Origin of the sequence: Vibrio sp. 10N.222.47.A9, assembly GCF_963872585.1 — a bacterium.
Classification (GTDB): Bacteria; Pseudomonadota; Gammaproteobacteria; order Enterobacterales; family Vibrionaceae; genus Vibrio; species Vibrio splendidus.
Genome location: NZ_CAWNBB010000050.1, coordinates 78,156 through 95,982 on the forward strand (window position 1 = coordinate 78,156; position 17,827 = coordinate 95,982).

Annotated in this window: 13 protein-coding genes; 8 read left to right on the plus strand and 5 right to left on the minus strand. The window is 44.1% G+C overall.

The window, feature by feature from the left end; translation table 11 throughout:
* The first annotated feature begins 27 nt into the window (after positions 1–27).
* The 3 genes from AACT19_RS16135 to dsbD are packed head-to-tail and all read left to right on the plus strand — an operon-like array spanning position 28 to position 3,996.
* A complete protein-coding gene (locus AACT19_RS16135) occupies positions 28–1,254 on the plus strand; it encodes a DUF3570 domain-containing protein (RefSeq protein WP_076647379.1) in 1,227 nt (408 codons plus the stop codon).
* Positions 1,244–2,203 (plus strand): FAD:protein FMN transferase, encoded by a 960-nt coding sequence (locus AACT19_RS16140; protein ID WP_076647382.1) that lies wholly within the window; start codon positions 1,244–1,246, stop codon positions 2,201–2,203. The genes AACT19_RS16135 and AACT19_RS16140 overlap by 11 nt, the downstream gene beginning before the upstream one ends.
* Positions 2,200–3,996, plus strand: coding sequence for a protein-disulfide reductase DsbD (gene dsbD, locus AACT19_RS16145; protein ID WP_076647385.1), 1,797 nt, complete (start codon positions 2,200–2,202; stop codon positions 3,994–3,996). The genes AACT19_RS16140 and dsbD overlap by 4 nt, the downstream gene beginning before the upstream one ends.
* 54 nt (positions 3,997–4,050) lie before the next feature.
* Here dsbD and AACT19_RS16150 read toward each other — a convergent pair whose 3' ends face one another.
* Together AACT19_RS16150 and AACT19_RS16155 are read right to left on the minus strand one after the other, a co-directional pair.
* Positions 4,051–5,208: a phosphotransferase gene (locus AACT19_RS16150; protein ID WP_076647388.1), complete on the minus strand. Its 1,158-nt coding sequence runs from the start codon at positions 5,206–5,208 to the stop codon at positions 4,051–4,053.
* Positions 5,209–5,219: 11 nt separating this feature from the next.
* Positions 5,220–5,504, minus strand: a complete 285-nt coding sequence (locus AACT19_RS16155) for a GNAT family N-acetyltransferase (RefSeq protein ID WP_065607935.1) — start codon at positions 5,502–5,504, stop codon at positions 5,220–5,222.
* A 274-nt stretch (positions 5,505–5,778) separates the two neighbouring features.
* On the opposite strand from AACT19_RS16155, the gene AACT19_RS16160 reads away from it, so the two are divergent.
* Entirely contained in the window at positions 5,779–6,525 is a 747-nt protein-coding gene (locus tag AACT19_RS16160) for a flagellar brake protein (RefSeq protein WP_004732802.1), read from the plus strand.
* 232 nt (positions 6,526–6,757) lie between these two features.
* Here the strand turns inward: AACT19_RS16160 and AACT19_RS16165 are convergent, their stop codons facing one another.
* Positions 6,758–9,118: a Lon protease family protein gene (locus AACT19_RS16165; protein ID WP_017083022.1), complete on the minus strand. Its 2,361-nt coding sequence runs from the start codon at positions 9,116–9,118 to the stop codon at positions 6,758–6,760.
* Positions 9,119–9,358: 240 nt separating this feature from the next.
* Between AACT19_RS16165 and AACT19_RS16170 the strand changes: the two genes are divergently transcribed.
* Both AACT19_RS16170 and AACT19_RS16175 read left to right on the plus strand, forming a co-directional pair.
* Complete coding sequence (locus tag AACT19_RS16170; protein WP_004732800.1) at positions 9,359–9,853, plus strand: hypothetical protein; 495 nt, start codon at positions 9,359–9,361, stop codon at positions 9,851–9,853.
* 12 nt (positions 9,854–9,865) lie between these two features.
* A complete protein-coding gene (locus AACT19_RS16175; RefSeq protein WP_076647390.1) occupies positions 9,866–11,494 on the plus strand; it encodes an ABC transporter ATP-binding protein in 1,629 nt (542 codons plus the stop codon).
* A 445-nt stretch (positions 11,495–11,939) separates the two neighbouring features.
* On the opposite strand, the gene AACT19_RS16180 is transcribed toward AACT19_RS16175, so the two are convergent.
* Both AACT19_RS16180 and AACT19_RS16185 read right to left on the minus strand, forming a co-directional pair.
* A complete protein-coding gene (locus AACT19_RS16180) occupies positions 11,940–13,205 on the minus strand; it encodes a NupC/NupG family nucleoside CNT transporter (protein WP_054543035.1) in 1,266 nt (421 codons plus the stop codon).
* Positions 13,206–13,268: 63 nt separating this feature from the next.
* Positions 13,269–14,477, minus strand: a complete 1,209-nt coding sequence (locus AACT19_RS16185; RefSeq protein WP_076647393.1) for an adenosylhomocysteinase — start codon at positions 14,475–14,477, stop codon at positions 13,269–13,271.
* Positions 14,478–14,658: 181 nt separating this feature from the next.
* Here AACT19_RS16185 and AACT19_RS16190 point away from each other — a divergent pair, with 181 nt between their 5' ends.
* Together AACT19_RS16190 and AACT19_RS16195 are read left to right on the plus strand one after the other, a co-directional pair.
* The gene (locus AACT19_RS16190; RefSeq protein WP_076647397.1) at positions 14,659–15,540 is read left to right on the plus strand and encodes a LysR family transcriptional regulator; all 882 of its coding nucleotides are present in this window, start codon (positions 14,659–14,661) and stop codon (positions 15,538–15,540) included.
* Positions 15,541–15,679: 139 nt separating this feature from the next.
* Positions 15,680–17,557 (plus strand): metallophosphoesterase, encoded by a 1,878-nt coding sequence (locus tag AACT19_RS16195; RefSeq protein ID WP_076647400.1) that lies wholly within the window; start codon positions 15,680–15,682, stop codon positions 17,555–17,557.
* Positions 17,558–17,827: the final 270 nt, after the last annotated feature.

Below are 17,827 nucleotides of genomic sequence, written 5' to 3' on the forward strand. Positions count from 1 at the left end.
TATTTAAAAAAACAAAATAAGAAAAAAATGAAAAAATTACCAATTACGCTGCTGAGTGCAGCGGCAGTGGCTAACGTGGCATTAGCTGAAGATCATATCTCTGTTCATTACCTTAGCTATGAGGAATACGATGACAGAGTATCAGCCAATGACACCATGGTTTCGATTGAGAAAAGTATCGGCTTAGATTGGACACTCAACGCAGAGATAAGCTACGACAGTGTTTCAGGCGCCTCTCCAGCATGGGGGCCTACAACACCTCCTGCTTCCAATGCCGATCAGGTAAACCGCGCCCTGAAAACTCAACAAGCACAGAATAAAACCGACGAGGTTATTCGTGCAGGCTACGATCCTCACCGCAGTGGCTATGAAATCCAAAAAGTAGGCCTTGAAGACACTAGAAAATCCATCAGCTTAAGCGCGACCTATCGCGATACCTTACGTAATGAATGGACTCTCGGTGGTAACGCCTCTCAAGAAGAAGATTACGAAAGCCTTGGTATCAATGCCAAAGGTTTGGTCTATGCCGATAGCACTAAAAACCGCTCTTACAGTCTAGGTGGCTCTGCCCTTTTCGATCAGACTCAAGCGTTCGACAAATACTCGTTGGCTTCATCAAACAGCCAGAGCTGGGAAGACATTTTCACGGGCAGTTTAGAAGCCGGATTATCACAAACCTTCACGCCGAATCTATACAGCATTTTTACTGCTTACACGGGTTACCGTAGTGGCTATTTGAGCAATCACTATTTAACGGTTCTGCGTGAAGTCGATATCAACGACGACGGAAAGATCGATGATGATGAAGTGTTCTTAGGGCAAGATTCTCGACCGGACACGCGACTCTCTGGCGGTATTAATATCCAAGCTTTTTACTCAGTGTCCGACAGTCTAAAAATCCGACCAAGATACAAATGGTTTATGGATGATTGGGGCGTAATGTCTCACCAGTTAGGTGGCAAATTATCTTGGCGAGTGAGTGAATGGTTAACCTTGGCACCGGGCTATTTCTGGTACACGCAAGATGCAGCCGATTTCTATCGCGATCCAAGTAGTGCCGATCCTTCTTTTGCATCGTCAGGTTACGCGACTTCAGACCTTCGCTTAGGCAACTTCACCGCCAATGCCTATGAGCTAGGGGCGAGTATCAAGGTACATAAGAAATTACGCTTAAATGCGCTTGCTGCGTATTACGAACAGAGCAACGGTTTTGAAGCGCAGTGGTGGGCTGTTGGAGCAACCTATGAGTTCTAACCTGCCCTTTGTACATCGCTTTCATGCCATGACCGTACCGTGTGAAGTGCAAATTTTGTCGATGAATTTGGCTAACTTTCCAGAGGCAAGCGCAACAGCAATAGCGACTGAGATAGAGCAAAACACACGCCGATTGGAAGACAAATATAACTTCTACTGCGACGAATCATGGCTAACACAATGCATTAATCAGCGAGCATCATGTGATGTCGAACTCGATTCTGAATCTGCCGAGGTTTTCCAACACCTCGACCGATTAAGTCAACTGACGTTCGATACCTTCGATACTACGGTCGGAAGCATCAAACATCTTTTAAAACAAAAGCCGAAGATGTTGCACAGTCATGCTTTCCAAGCCTTGTCTTCTGCTTTGGGTAAGCAAGCGTGGGAATTAAAAGGGACAATGGATCAAAAAGGGGCCGTCGTTCTACAAGGGACCCTCGATCTACAAAGGACAAGGCTACACGTCCCTGATTCCCGTACTCGCTTCGACTTTGGCGGCGTCATCAAAGAGTACGCCGTCGACCAAGCCGTAGCGATCGGAAAACAACTCGGCGCGACGTCGATGTTAGTGAATTTTGGCGGTGACATCTATGCGTTAGGCACCAAACCGGATGGCTCGGCATTTAACATTGCTGTATTAGATCCAAGAGACAACAAGACCCCATTTTTCGCCGTTCCGTTAACGAACGCAGCGCTCACGACCTCAGCTCACAGTGAACGCCAAGTGCAATTTGGTGACAAGACCACCTCTCATATTCTGTCAAAGCAAGATGTCGAGCAGAAGATCCTTTCTGTTACCGCTATCTCGTCGTCCACATTGGAAGCCGGCGTGCTCAGTACTTCACTGACATTGAATCCCAACATATCAGTACCTGAAGATAGCGCTGTTATCTACATCGACGATCAATTACACATTCACCAAAACACGGAGTTCCTTCATCCATGAAGTGCTACCTACTTACGTTAATTCTATTGTTTAGCGGATTGTTACATGCTCAAGAAAACGAGTTTCTTCCCGTTGAAGAGGCCTTCCCCGTCACATGGGAAGCCACAGACCAAGGCGCGGTAATCAGCTTTGATACCCACAAGGGTTACTACCTGTATCAATCTCGATTTTCGTTCAAAGGTGAGTCGTCATTATCTACGTTAGAACCGAGTTATTCGCTGCCAGGTGAAGAGAAAGAGGATCCTAACTTTGGTAACGTCATCGTATTTCACGAGCCCGTTACCGTTACTGTTCCTTACTCAGGGAGTGGGAAACTCACCGTGCGTTATCAAGGCTGCGCAGACAAAGGACTTTGCTACCTGCCGCAAAAGTTAGTGCTCGATTTACCTATGCTCGAAACCTTAGCTGAAGCTCTGGTTGAGGAGCCATCAAACTCTCTATATCAAACCCTAGGTGAGATCAGCGAGGATACGAATGGCTTATCTTCGTTCCTATCTCAAGCCGGTAAGTTACAAGCGCTTCTCGTGTTCTTCTTGCTTGGTCTTGGCTTGTCTCTAACGCCATGTGTACTGCCGATGATTCCGATTTTGGCTAGCATCATCGGTGGCGAAAAAGCGATGACAGGCAAGAAAGGCGCGGCACTCTCCAGTTCTTACGTTTTGGGTATGGCAACCAGCTATGCGATGACGGGGATCTTAGTCACCACCTTGGCAAAAGGGGTCAACCTACAAGCCGCGATGCAACAACCTTGGTTGTTAAGTAGCTTTGCAGCGGTTTTTGTTCTGCTTGCGTTAGCGATGTTCGGATTCTATGAACTCCAACTGCCTGCTGCCCTTCAGCAAAAACTCAACAGTGGCTCAGACAAACTTGGCGGTGGCAAGATCGCCAGTGTCTTTGCTATGGGCGCAATCTCAGCCTTGGTGGTGTCACCTTGTGTCAGTGCGCCATTGGCCGGTGCGTTGCTGTACGTTTCAACCACTCAAGATTGGATGTTTGGCGGAGCAACTCTGTTCGTAATGGCGCTTGGTATGGGCGTACCACTTATCGCTATCGGAGCGAGTGGCGGGCGTTTGTTATTAAGAAGTGGCGCATGGATGGTTTCAGTTAAGCAAGTATTTGGCGTGCTGCTATTGGCTGTTGCTATTGTTCTGTTGAGCCGTTTTGTCGCCCCATCGTTCATTATGATCTTATGGGCGCTGCTCGCCATCGGTTCTGGTGTACATTTCGGTGCTTTAGAAGCCGCACAACCGGGTTGGGCGCGTACTCGTAAGTTCTCTGCTTTGCTACCACTGAGTTACGGTCTCATTCTATTTGTCGGATTCTTCTTAGGTAATACCGATCCTCTGAACCCACTTGAAAACAGGGAGTCAGTCCAATCCATTGCGATCACTCCCTTTGAAAAAACAGACTCTGTTATTCAGCTAGAACAACAGTTGCAGACCGCAGCGAGCAGCGACCAAAAGGTGCTAGTCGACCTTTACGCAGATTGGTGTGTGTCTTGTAAAGTGATTGAAACCAACGTGTTCAATGACCAACAAGTGAGCCAAAAGCTTAAAGAGTGGAAGACCATAAAACTTGATGTAACAGAAAGCTCGCCAGAACAAATGGCATGGCTCAACAATAAGAATGTGTTTGGCCCACCAGCGATTTTCTTTTACTCACCCGCCAGCGGTGAAATAGAGCCTGCACGAGTAATGGGGGATATTGATAAAGAGGGTTTCAATAAAAAACTCAAACTTGCCAATAAGCTCGCTTACACACGAACAACAGAAGCTGATAGCCAAACGAACTAAGGCCTAAGTGAGATAAAATCAAAATCGCCCAATCATAAATTGGGCGATTTTTTCTTATTTGGTTTGCAGATATGAGGCAATGTATTCTGAGTTTTCTAGCTGCTCAATAACCGTTTGAGTCAATTGCTCAGTATACGGGTTGATCTTCCAGTGCTCTGGGCTCCAACCTTTTACGAAACGTTGAAAATCAGCCCACGCCACGTAAAACATAGGTCGCCACGCAGCTTCGATTTCATCAAACGAAAGCTGTGGCTGATAGTACGTCAATGCATCTTCCAAGTATCGGAAGTATGTCTCTAACATCTGAGACTCTAGTTCAGCGCAATCTTGCGGCCTCACCGCACTGCTCATAAACAGAGCCACGTCTTTCATCGCACAACCAAGACCCACATATTGAAAATCGACCGCAGCAGCGTTTTGGCTTTCTGAATCAAAACAGAAATTAGCGAGCTTGGCGTCACCATGCACCAAAGTTGGATACGGACACTCTCTGAGTAAACGATCGATATGTTGCGCTTGGTTCTTCAATGGTAAGTCGGCCAACGCATTGAACTCATCAGGACGTGTGTCTAAATGCCAGTAAGTACCTATTTCCCATAATGATGCAGACTTTTCTTGGTCTATATGGATATGCTTCGCATGAAAATTAGCAAGCCACTTTAGGCAAGCATCGAGTTGTTTTTGCTCTTCTAGTGTGTAACCAGAAGCCCGTTCAAGCTGAGTCTCTTTGGTTGCCAGATCGTCAGAAGCAGCAAGCACATCAAACTGAGAGATCAACGGAAAGCCGATTTCAGCCAAGTCTTGCATCACAATCAGCCATTCATTCTCTTGTTGCTCACAATGCAACCCTACAGGTACAGGGCAACGCTCATCCCACTGTTGGGTAAACGACTGATACCAAGCCGTTTCCACTTGGTAAGAGTGCACCTTTCGTTGGTGAGAGAGTTTGGTATTCCAACCCTTTGGGTGTTCTGCTTTATCTGGCAACGCGACATGTTTAACAATCACACTTTTCAGTTCAGCATGGCCTTCTTGAGAAAAGACCAAGCGAACTAACTCGCCATATCCACCCCACAGGCGTTGAATCACTTGAACATCAAACCCTTGGTGACAACCCAACGAGGTCGCTATTTTTTGATAAAGCTCTGGCTGATTTTGACTTGAACTCGCTTCAGGTTGAGCCCGATTATTTGACGATATTGATTGAGACATATTACTCGTTGCTATGCTTTATCAGATAGAAGATGTGACCACTGTGGCTGCCTATTCATGTAGTGAACGACATAGCTACAAACTGGCACAATTTTGAAGCCTGCTTGTTCAATTTCAAGCAAGATCGACTCCATCATCACCTTGCCAAAGCCCTTGCCTTGTAGTTCATCAGGGATTCGTGTCGAGGTGATATGTAGTACATCTCCGTCCTTTTGATACTTAACGACCGCGAACTGGTTGGGTTCTAGCTCAACTGTGATCTGGTTCACTTCTTGATCCCATTTTACTGCCTGCATTCTCAACTCCTGCAAATAATTGATACGACAAACAATAAAAGTTTGAAGTATGAGTTCCTTGTAATAGACTAACGCAAGTGCATATAAATAAAACTAAGTACTTACAAACAAAGTAGTTAATTCAGTGCCATCGGCTTAATATAAAAACAGCAATGATAAAAGGCACTCTATAAATCTATGTGAGTACGCCTACTCAATCTAGCACGTAATAACCCCTTGTTAGCAAGTTACCAATATAACTAACAGACGCATGTTGGCGCATGGAGAATATATAATGAACGCACCACTGAAGAAGCCTTTGGAGCATAATCAGGCACTTCAAGACCCTCGTAACCGCACCGTTTCTACGATAAACAGCACCGATGCACTGGCCATGATTGAGCACGGCAGTGAGCTGACATTAAATGTCTCGACTCCGGTTGGCACTAAGTTTCTCGCCACCACCAAATTTATCGGTACGCACAGTGATAACTGTATTGTGGTTGAGGTTCCCGAGGTATCCAATGAAGATCTGAATTTTTTCTTTCAAGAAGGTTTTTGGATGACCGCTCGTGCCTATTCTCTACGAGGTGAAGGCGCACTTATTCACTTTAGAAGCCAAATTCACCATAAGATTGGTGAACCCTTCCCTATTCTTGTACTTTCGACACCAAGCACGATGCAAGTCACTCAGCTGCGTAAAGAAACACGCTATGAAGTGAACTTGGCTTCAAGAATTATCTTCAACGACCAACGAGCAAACTGTGAGATAAGAGACTTATCGAAAAGTGGTTGTCGTTTTGTGACCTCTCCGACCTCTCGTGCAATTCAGATTGCCGATCGAGTGTCTATCGAGATTACACCTGAAAACTACAATGGCCCTCTTATCCCTCCATTGAGAGGCATCATCTGTAATCTGCAAAAATCGACGCACTACGCTCGATACGGTGTGGAATTTGATGATATTGGCCGCGCTAACGCTAAACACTTGTTGGCAAAATTGAAGTTCGATGGCACCAAGCTCTGCTTACGAAACGGCTAAGATCATTTAACACACTGCGCTCATCAAATTCGTGAATTGACCAAATACAAACCACTCACTCGCGAGCAAAGTCGCAACCAATAAAAAAGCCATCGACTCTAGAATCGATGGCTTTTGCGTTGTGGCTGTTTTTATCTGTTTATCTGTTTATCTGTTTATCTGTTTATTTAGGCATAAACTAGCTAACTATCTAGTCTAGCTAACTATCTAGTCTAGCTAACTAGCTATACAGCTATTTACGCAGTGCGTTCAGTTTAGCTTGAGCGATACCAAAGATAGTATCAATTGGATAGCTACCCTCATCACTTGCCTCACCTGCGGCTTTGCCTGTGAACAGTTCAATCGCCTCTGTGACATGGTCAATCGCCCAGATATTGAACTCGCCTTTTTCAACTGCTTTCACGATGTCACCGCGCAGCATTAAGTTATGAACATTCGAGCGTGGGATTATCACCCCTTGTTCGTTTGAACGTCCTTTGATTTCACACACATCAAAGAAACCTTCAATTTTCTCGTTCACACCTCCAATAGGCTGAGACTCACCGAACTGGTTCATTGAGCCGGTAATCGCAATATCTTGGCGGTTTGGCTGCTTAGAAAACGCAGACACCACCGCACAGAACTCGGCCATACTCGCACTGTCACCATCGACGCCACCATACGATTGTTCGAAGGTGATATTAGTGGTGAGCGGAACTTTGGCCGTCTTACCAAATACAGAAGAAAGGTAAGCCGACAAGATCATCACACCTTTCGAGTGAATACTGCCACCTAGGTCTACGTTTCTTTCAATATCAATCACTTCACCGTCACCGTAAGCTGTGGTAGCCGTGATTCGGTTCGGCGCACCAAACATATGATCGGTAGTACTGAGTACTGACAGAGCATTGACCTGCCCTACCGCTTGGCCATCAACATGAATAAGCGTTGTACCGTTAGTGAAAGTTTCCATTACGCTGTCTTGCAATCGTCCAACACGCATCTGTTGGTTAGATAACGCCTGGTCGACGTGCGTTGCACGAATCAAGTTCGATTTTGAGCCTCTCGCTACGTAGTTTGACTCACGAAGCAGATTCGCAATGTGTGCCGAGTGCAGCGACAGCTTACCTTGGTCACCCGCCTGACGAGAACTGTGCTCAATGATGCGAGCAATCGCTTTACGATCACAATGCAGCATGTTGTTGTCGTGCACGATGCTCGAAATGAAGCGTGCATAATGCATTTCAGAATCCGCAGTACGCTTCATCTCATCTTCAAAATCGGCTGTGACACGGAACAGTTCACCGAACTCCGCATCGTAGTGTTGCAGCAGTTGGTAAGTTCGGTAATCGCCAAACAGAATGATCTTAACGTCCAATGGAATCGGTTCTGGATCAAGCGATACCGCTCCCGTTAACGTGACCTCTTTTTCTAATGAAGTGAAGCTCAATTGACGCGAACGTAGCGCGCGCTTCAGGCCTTCCCAAACATAAGGCTGTTCGAGGACTTTAACCGCATCCATCAACAACACACCGCCATTGGCTCTATGTAAACTACCAGCGCGAATCAATGAGAAGTCCGTAAATACGGTACCTTTAAAAGTTGCCGTCTCGACATAGCCAAACAGAGAGTGATAATTCGGATTCTCTTCAACCACGATCGGCAGCGTCTCCTCCTTCTGGCTCACAATCACGTTAACCTTGTAGCGACGTGGCATTTTCTTATCCAAAGAGGCGGTCGCAACTTCTGCTTGCTCTGTGCTCTCTTCCAAGAAAATATCTGCGTTGTCGACAATGTCTTTACGCAGTGCCGTCAGGTACTTTTTGATATCTGGATATTGGCTGTAGTCTTGCTTCAACTGCTTGATGAAGTGCGTGATCACATCTCGCGCCGTATCATCATTAAGCTTTTGAATTTTCTCTGTATACGTCTCTTCAAGCTCGGTCAGTTCGCGAGAAATGGTTCGTAGACCCACTTCCAATCCATCAATGGTTTTATCGAACTGGTCTTGCTCTTCCGGCGAAAGTAGATCAAAGCTCTCTTCGGTATGAAGATCATCCCCATTCATTGCGACAAACTGGTAATCACCCTGAGTGGTAATCGTCAGGTTGATGCCCTTGTCTTTCGCTTCTTGGCTAATTGTTTCGAGCGCAGCTTGTTGCTTCGTGGCCAATTGGTTTTTAAGCCTATCTGCACGGCTAAAGTACATCTCGTTGTCGAATGCGAGCGGCATGGCTTTAAGCAATTTACGCATCAGCTTTTCAATGTCTTGCTTTAAGCTGCTGCCCACGCCACGTGGCAACTTGAGTACCTTCGGTGTACGAATATCTTCAAAGTTCGCGATATAACACCAATCAAAAAGCTCTTGGACCTCTTGAGTGTGTCGGTTTAGATAGCGCAAAATCATGGTGCGCTTACCCAAACCATTTCGCCCTATCGCATAAATGTTGTAACCCTTTTCCTTGATTGACATCGCGAACTCAACGGCCTTTTGTGCACGTTCTTGCCCGACGATTTCGTCAATTGGAGCCAGTTCTTTGGTCGACTTACATGGTAGCTTATCGAGTTCCGCTACCTTATACAGCTGTTCTGTATTGAGTCTTTGCATCGCCATCGCCGCCTCCTTAGTCCTTCATTACTTGGGTGTAGATAAAATCAGTGTAGATGTAATTTCCTATAAATTTAGTGACTTACGCAACATCGCTGTTCAACTGAGCAAATAACGCACAATTTGAGCCATTTTTAAGAATAACCGGCCACTTTATTTACCAACTTAACACGTGAATGATTTTAATTTGCATTTGATAATAAATATCATTAACATTTTCAGATATTATAAATTGAGGATGTGGATATGGAAATTGAACGATGCTGGATGCACTACCTAAAAGCTGAACAGTTAATGGAACAAGGTCACTGGCCAGAAGCACAGCGCCTGTATGGTGATGTTCTAACGTCTCTTCCTCACCACATCCAAGATGCTGCATACCAAAGCGACATCAAGCCCTGCCAATTTGCCTGTCTACTTGCAGGGCTTCGAGACGCAAGTGTCGCTCAATCAGAGATTTTCAACCGTTTAGGCCATCATCAGCAAGCCTTCGACACCTTGAATCAGTCTTACGCACTGATGCAATTTATCTCTCTCGAAAGCACAGAACTGATCCAACGCACCTATTCACTGCTGGAAAAACAGAGTGAAGATCTACTCAATCATTTGATCGCTTTTTGCAGTGCTCAACGCAGTTCGTATTGGATGCTCGAACTAGAACAAATTCAACGTGCTCATCACCATTTTGGGCAACTTAAAACCACGTCAGAAGTGAAATCTTCACCTAATGTCTTAAATTGATAAGGATATATCATGTCGGACCGGGCCATTCTTAAAGTCAATAACCTCTCCGTTAGCTTCACAACCAATGATGGAATCATTGATGCGGTAAAAAAGGTTAACTTTACCCTTAATTCTAGCGAAACCTTGGCCATTGTTGGTGAATCAGGTTCAGGTAAATCAGTCTCTTCTAACGCACTCATGCGTTTGCTCCCTGATAACGCCATCATTGATGCTCAATCTGAAATAGAATTTGAGGGGCAATCAATACTTGGCAAGACTGAACGAGAAATGCAGTCGATTCGTGGCGACAGAATCGGCATGATCTTCCAGGAACCGATGACCTCTCTCAACCCATACCTGCGCGTGGGCACACAAGTGGCTGAAGCCATTATGTGCCACCGCAATGTATCGAAATCAAAAGCAAAACAGCGTGTGCTAGAGCTCTTCAATCTTGTGCATTTACCAATGCCAGAACAGGCTTACAACAAGTATCCGCATGAGTTTTCAGGCGGTCAGTTGCAGCGCATCATGATTGCGATGGCTTTAATCAACGAGCCCGATATTTTGATTGCCGACGAACCCACCACCGCATTGGATGTGACCGTACAAGCGGAAGTGCTTTCTCTTATCAAAGAAATCCAAAACAAAATGGGCATGGCAATTTTGTTCATCACCCATGACCTTGGCGTAGTAAAACATTTTGCCGACCGTGTTCTGGTGATGTGCAAAGGTGAGCTAGTTGAAGAAGGGATGACTCAAGCCTTATTCGAGAATCCAAGACACGATTACACACGCATGCTGATTAACTCGATTCCTAAAGGCGCTAAGGTTCCTGTTGAGGCGTCAGCCCCAGAGCTATTGTCTGCTGACGACATCCGAGTTCAGTTCTTGGTTAAATCACATTTCATCAAGAGTAAAAGTCAGTACTTCGAAGCCGTAAAAGGCATTTCGTTGAATCTTAAACAAGGCGAAACGCTAGGCATTGTGGGTGAATCAGGGTCAGGTAAATCGACCCTTGGACGTGCATTAATCGGCTTGCTGCCGAGTACCGGACGTATTGTTTACAAAGGCCAAGACGTTAGCTTATTAAATGATAAAGAGCGTCACAAGCTCAAGAAAGATGTCCAAATGGTGTTCCAAGATCCTTATGGTTCTTTATCACCACGCATGACAGTTGGGGAAATCATCACCGAAGGCTTAACGGTGCATCAACCTCATCTATCCAAGCAAGAACGTTTAGAAAGAGCGCGCAAAGCATTGATTGAAGTTCGCTTAGCGCCGAATTCAATAAACCGTTATCCGCATGAGTTCTCTGGCGGGCAAAGACAACGTATCGCGATTGCTCGCGCACTGATTCTAGAGCCCTCTTTCATTTTGCTGGATGAACCGACTTCAGCACTCGATCGCTCAGTACAACTGACCGTGATTGACCTGCTGAAAGACATTCAAGCCAAGCACAATATTGGCTTTCTGTTCATCAGCCACGACCTCTCGGTAGTGAAAGCACTGTCGGATCGTGTACTGGTGATGCAGAAGGGTGAAGTGATGGAAGAAGGGTCTGCAGAAGAGATTTTCAATGCACCGAAAAATGACTACACCAAGAAGTTAATCGCAGCGTCATTCGACTTAGAAAATAAATCGAAAAAAAATGCGGCGTAACGGGAACTAATCAACATTAACAGCGTCTTATATGTACATTCTGAATAATCTCCTAATGGATTGAAATCTAGAATGGATATAGCAAAACTGGTTTGGCCGCCAAAAGAGAAATGTCGCATGGATGCGACATTTTTCGTTTCTGGCGTATATGAAAAATCAACTCAATGATTCGAGCCAGTGATAATGAAGGTTTGCTAAAATTGACGGACTTTTAACAGGGTTAGCTGATAGTCGGGTCATAGTCGCAGAGCGGCTTCGTTCAACTCGTTTTTGGACAGAAACGTGTCAGCGAGCTTCCTAAATTAGTGATTTATGAATTACTTCAAGTATTGCAAACCTCCAATCAAGTGGCCGAACTCACTCAGCCACTACAGTCCACTATATTTAGTGCCATACAAGAAATAGAGAAAGGCTTCTTGAGCCTCTTAAAGCTTTTCTCTATAGGTTAAAAGGACAAAAACAGACCAGCGATTGTCGCGCTCATTAAGTTAGATAACGTACCGGCAAGAATGGCATATAAACACAGGCTAGAGATCTCCGAGCGTCTTTCTTTTGCCATACTACCTAGGCCACCTAGCAACATAGCTGCAGCTGAGAAATTAGCAAAACCACACAGTGCAAAGGTGATGATTGCCGTAGTACGTTCAGATAACGGGTTGTCGATTAGGAATTCAGTAAAATTAACGTAGGCGACAAATTCATTGAGTACTAATTTTTGACCAATGAACGTTGCCGCACTAAACGCTTCTTCTAGTGGTATACCAATGATCACAGCAAGAGGCGAAAATAGGTAGCCAAGTATGAGTTCTAATGATAGTTCAGGCAGCCCAACAAATCCGCCGACTAAACCTAGCAGGCCATTTAAAAGGGCAATTAAAGCAATAAATGCTAAAAGCATACCACCCACATTAATCGCCAAAGCTACCCCATTAGATGCTCCCTCAGCGGCTGCATCAATAACATTGCTTGGCTTGTAAGCTTCTATTGATTCACTTACCTCACTATTTTTACGGTCAGCGTCCAACTCTTCAGGTTTCTTAGTTTCTGGCAATAAGATCTTGGCAAACAACAAGCCACCAGGCGCTGCCATAAATGATGCCGCAATCAGATACTCCATGTTTACGCCCATTGCAGCAAATCCACCTAGTACTGTACCGGCGATAGATGCAAGGCCACCACACATCACTGCGAATAACTCTGACCGACTAAGTTTATTAATATACGGCGCAATGACAAGAGGTGCCTCAGTTTGACCGACGAAGATATTTGCGGTTGCTGACATCGACTCAAATTTACTCGTACCTAGCAATTTCTGAAGGCCTCCTCCAAGGAAACGAATGAATATCTGCATAATGCCAAAATAGTACAAAACGGATACTAGGGCAGAAAAGAATACAATTACTGGCAATACGCGAATGGCAAAGACGAAGCCGCCGCCACCAAATATTTCAAACATCTTATCACTGGCTAAACCACCAAATAAGAATCCAATACCATCAGCAGAATAACCAAGAACAGCATTGATTCCATTTGATACATACTGGAGAAGATCTTTACCTATGGGTACAAACAGAACGAATGCACCGATTAAAAATTGAATAATAAATGCGCCAAGAACCGTTCTTATATTTATAGATTTTCGGTTCATAGAAAAGGCATAAGCGATACCGAGTAACGCTACCATGCCAAGTAGACTAAAGAGGATTTGCATAGAAATGTCCTTGTTCTTTCAAATAAAAACGGCAGACCTAAATAGCCTACCGCTCTGTTGGGATTAATGATTGATCCAGTGCTCACAAGCTAGCTCAGCCACCATCATTTCAATGTCGTATGGTACCGGCTGCGGTATCTTAGAGAGCGATTTAGCATTAAGCGCGATACGCTCAAGACTTAGCGTTTGAAGTGCGAGCCCTAAATCCATAATTTCGATTGGGTTACCATCACCGGCAGATAGGTTGACTAAGTTGGCATCAGAGAGGACAAACAACTCTTTATCTTCACCTTCTATTTGATAGGCTGTTACGTGTGGGCGAATACGATAAATTCCCTGACTCATATCTTTGAGTTCAGACAGATTAATTTCACGCTGGAAATGACCTGCGTTTGCAATAATTGTCTTATCACGCATGAGCTCGAAGTGCTCTTTACGCAAAACATCATCACGGCCAGTGATAGTCACAACCATGTCAGCATCAGGCAATGCCTTTTCAAGTGTTGAGGTGTAGAAGCCTTCCATATGCGCTTCAAGCTTCGTGAGCGAGTTACTTTCAACGACTGTGACATGAGCGCCCATACCACGAAGACGTTGGGCAGTACCAGAGCCACAGTAACCATAGCCGATCACAATCACTTTCTTGCCATGAAGCATCACGTTTGTTGCTCGCATCATGCCGTCAACGACAGAAGATCCAACGCCAAAGCGATTTTCGATGATACGTTTAGACATGGTGTCGTTAATGATCAACGTTGACCACTTATCAGACTTAAAGTCTTCACGTAGACGGTTAGCCCCTGTGGTCGTTTCTTCTGTTGCACCTAACAGTGAACTTTGTAGATGCTCAAACTCAGGGTGAGTGAACACAAGCTCATGTAAATCGGCACCATTATCAGCAATGATGTCTGGATTAAAACTAAGAACATTTTCACAATAGCGAATGTGGTCTTCAAATGACTCATTACGATGAGAAAATACGTGAACGCCGTAATCTTTCACCAGTGCTGCTGCGGTTTCATCTTGGGTTGATCCTGGGGAACCGGTCAAAACTACTTTGGCTCCACCTTTTGTCAAAGCTTCCATCCATACGCCAGTTTTAGCTTCTACGTGAAGGCAAATACCGATGGTTAATCCCTTAAATGGTTGTTCTTTCTCTAAGCGTTCGATAAGACTTCGCATAATTGGCATGTGTGCACGCGCCCAGTCAATTCGTTTCGTACCTTCTGGTGCAAGAGTTAGGTCTGCTACGTCATGGGTGATATTCGTCATTTCAGTATCCTTTTGTGGAAATTGGTATGGACACAGAATGAGTGAAATTGAGGTTTAGAAAAACAAAGCTACGTGGAAAGATTGTTCTTATAGAGAAACTATAATGTGAGGTGTGCAAAGGAACTCGTGAGCTCTTTTAGTAGTAATGCATTAGAATAGAATGACTATTAGAGGTACTCCGATGAAAAACCTGAACCTAAACTTGGTCACTACCTATTACACCGTAGTGAAGCATAATTCGTTCTCACAGGCCGCTGATGAATTGGTACTGTCTAAGTCTGTTGTCAGCAAGCAAATACGCCAGTTAGAGAATGAGTTGCAATGTACGCTTATTCAGCGAACAACCAGAACATTATCTTTAACAGAGCAAGGGCAGTATCTCTATGAACGATACTCAAAGATTCTCGATGACATTAAAGAAGCTCATGATGTCATCGACCAACGAAATGACACTCTGAGCGGCTCTTTTAGTATACGCCTGCCAATTGTTCTTGAGCATGATTTGAATCTCATGCAAAAGATCAGCTCGTTTACTCAAATTTATCCCAATGTAGAACTGGAGGTCATGTATGGTTATACATTGGATGACCTTGTTTCAGAGGGTATAGATCTCGCCTTTCATATCGGCGATATGCCCAATAGCAGCTTTCGGTGTAGGAAGATTAAGAGCATCGGCACAAAGGTTGTCGCTTCTAGCGACTACTTAGAGAAAAATGGGACACCTAATATCCCATCAGACTTAAAAATACATCGCTGTATGAACTACCGAAGTTGTCTAACAAAGGATAAATGGCGATTTAACTTTGCAGATGAATCACATGAATTTGTCGAGTTAAACTCAACGATTCGATCGGATTCAGAAGCTATGTTGGTCGAGATGGCCAAAAATGGAGTGGGCATTGCGTGTGCTTTGGATTTTTTAGTCGGTGATTATCTTGAACAAGAAGAACTGGTGAATCTACTCACTGATTATACTTGGTCCACCGAGCTTTATTTTGTTTACCCAAGTGCGGCGATTACACCCCATAAGGTGCGAACATTTATTGACCACATGTTGAAATGATAGAGCCTGTCGTGAAATGACAATTCGTTAGGGGAAACAATAGAGTGATTGGCTTAGCGTAGAATTTTAATCGATCCTATTATTATGACTGCTGACTAGATCATTAAACAATCATTTATTGAACCTAAAGGCGGATAATATGAATAGGTCAGCTATATACAGTGGTTTGCTACTCACTTTTGCAGCAACACACGCAATGAGTGCGGAACATGCGAAACTTCGATTAATCGGTACATCAGACCTCCATTCTTACATGGATAACTTTGATTATTATGCTAATGAAAGAAGTGAAAAGTATGGGGCTGTTAACCTCATAGCTGAGATAGAGCATTACCGAAACGAAAGTGACAACTCCGTTCTAGCAGATACAGGTGATTTACTCGTAGGGAATCCGTTTGGTGATTTCATCGGTGGTCAGTGGCTAGCTGGACAAGCTAAAACAACACCTATCATTGATATTCTAAATGAACTTAATTTTGATGTGGCAGCTCCCGGTAACCATGACTTTGATTATGGTTTAGAGTATCTACATCTCAATTACGACAAAGCTAACTTTCCAACCGTTCTTTCTAATGTTTACAAATCAGGCTCAGAAACTCCTTATTTCAATCCCTATGTCATCGTTGAGAAGCCTGTAATCACTAAAGAAGGGACCAATCGTACAGTTAAGATTGGTTATATTGGGGTTGTTCCACCTCAAACCATGGAGTTAAATGCAAAATGGCTTGATGGAAAAGTAGATATCGTTGACCCCTTACCGCATGTAAAAAAATGGGCAGCAGAAGCAAAGGCAAATGGTGCTGACATCATCGTTGCTCTTGCTCATTCCGGTATGAAAGACGTTAAGTATTACGAGGGCATGGAAGATATGACTTGGCATTTAGCACAAGTAGAAGATGTGGATGCGATTCTATTTGGCCATACTCATAAGCCATTTCCAGGAAAGAAGTATCAATCGACTGAAAACGTTGATAACGAAAAAGGCACGATTTTCGGCAAGCCTGCGGCTCAGCCGGGGAAGTGGGGTGACCACATAGGTATTGTTGACCTAAGTTTGTCTTATGATGATAATGCCTGGACGATTACCGAAGGCTCCGCTTTTGTTGTCAAGAGCAATGAGCGATCTGAAACAGAGAGCCAACAACAAAAGGTGCGTCAATATACTGCGAACTACCACAAACAGATCCTAACAGAGTTTTCACGCCCTCTTGGTAAAGTTAACGTTGAGTTACGTAACGATTTCAATTTGCTTGGCAATGACAGTGTTTATCAAATTGTCGGTGACTCAATGATCAGTTTCGTTACAAATAAAAAAATTACTAAACTTCCAATTTTAAGCACCGTAGCCCCTGCTATTCACCGCAATGACTCTAACTTCTACTTAGGTTTGGAAGCTGGTGAGCTTACGACTCGTGACGTAGGTTCATTGGTTTATTCTTCAGACCTAATAGCGAAAGAGATGACAGGAAAAGAGCTTAAAGAGCTACTTGAAATTTCTGCCTCTATGTATGTTGAACCCAATGATGATAGTGGTTTGTTGATTAAACCAGATCACCTAACGTTTTTGTACTACAACATTTTAGGCATTAAATATAAAATCGATATCACGAAAGCTTCAACGCACAATTCGTTTGGGTTCCCTGTTGCAGAGGGTGAAGGTCGGATCACGGAGATGACTTATCAAGGCAAGCCGATCAAACACAATGACAAATTCTTATTGGTAGGTAGCAAATATAACCCTTATTTTGCACGCGAGTTAAAAGCGAAAAAAGAGTTTCTGAATATTGGCGACCCAAACTCACGTACTGTATTAAAAGAGTACCTGCAGCAGTCTCAAAAAGCATTAGACATTAATGTGGAAAATAACGTTACGTTAATTCTTGACCCCAATAAGAGCTACCGATTTCAAGCTAACAATGATAAGTCTAAACTAGCGGATTTTGTTCAACTTACAAGCATGCACATTAAATGGGAAAAGGAACAAGGTGGCAAAAACGTTTACGTTATTGAGCCTTAGCCAAACTATAATGAACAACTCACCATATGAGTGTAACGTATGTGCCCTATCATCATTGCATGGGCGCTTTTATTGTCTGGGAGACTTCAGAGATGGATGGGCTTAATATCAAATTTGCTTAACCTGCCCCTACAGAACCATGCTTTACCTATCACTTTACGACAAAGTAGAACTTTCTTGTTAGCTCAGAGTAACGTTTTGAAGTTGGTCGAATGAACGTACTTAGGCCTTGATGCTATCAGGCTTAACTTGATGTATGGAATCCACTCC

Excerpts from the sequence above, each read along its gene's own strand:
- AACT19_RS16185 (WP_076647393.1), bottom strand. The coding sequence starts at position 14,477 with ATGACGAATATCACCCATGACGTAGCAGACCTAACTCTTGCACCAGAA.
- AACT19_RS16195 (WP_076647400.1), top strand. The coding sequence starts at position 15,680 with ATGAATAGGTCAGCTATATACAGTGGTTTGCTACTCACTTTTGCAGCA.
- AACT19_RS16165 (WP_017083022.1), bottom strand. The coding sequence starts at position 9,118 with ATGGCGATGCAAAGACTCAATACAGAACAGCTGTATAAGGTAGCGGAA.
- AACT19_RS16150 (WP_076647388.1), bottom strand. The coding sequence starts at position 5,208 with ATGTCTCAATCAATATCGTCAAATAATCGGGCTCAACCTGAAGCGAGT.
- AACT19_RS16140 (WP_076647382.1), top strand. The coding sequence starts at position 1,244 with ATGAGTTCTAACCTGCCCTTTGTACATCGCTTTCATGCCATGACCGTA.
- dsbD (WP_076647385.1), top strand. The coding sequence starts at position 2,200 with ATGAAGTGCTACCTACTTACGTTAATTCTATTGTTTAGCGGATTGTTA.
- AACT19_RS16155 (WP_065607935.1), bottom strand. The coding sequence starts at position 5,504 with ATGCAGGCAGTAAAATGGGATCAAGAAGTGAACCAGATCACAGTTGAG.
- AACT19_RS16180 (WP_054543035.1), bottom strand. The coding sequence starts at position 13,205 with ATGCAAATCCTCTTTAGTCTACTTGGCATGGTAGCGTTACTCGGTATC.
- AACT19_RS16190 (WP_076647397.1), top strand. The coding sequence starts at position 14,659 with ATGAAAAACCTGAACCTAAACTTGGTCACTACCTATTACACCGTAGTG.
- AACT19_RS16160 (WP_004732802.1), top strand. The coding sequence starts at position 5,779 with ATGAACGCACCACTGAAGAAGCCTTTGGAGCATAATCAGGCACTTCAA.
- AACT19_RS16135 (WP_076647379.1), top strand. The coding sequence starts at position 28 with ATGAAAAAATTACCAATTACGCTGCTGAGTGCAGCGGCAGTGGCTAAC.
- AACT19_RS16175 (WP_076647390.1), top strand. The coding sequence starts at position 9,866 with ATGTCGGACCGGGCCATTCTTAAAGTCAATAACCTCTCCGTTAGCTTC.
- AACT19_RS16170 (WP_004732800.1), top strand. The coding sequence starts at position 9,359 with ATGGAAATTGAACGATGCTGGATGCACTACCTAAAAGCTGAACAGTTA.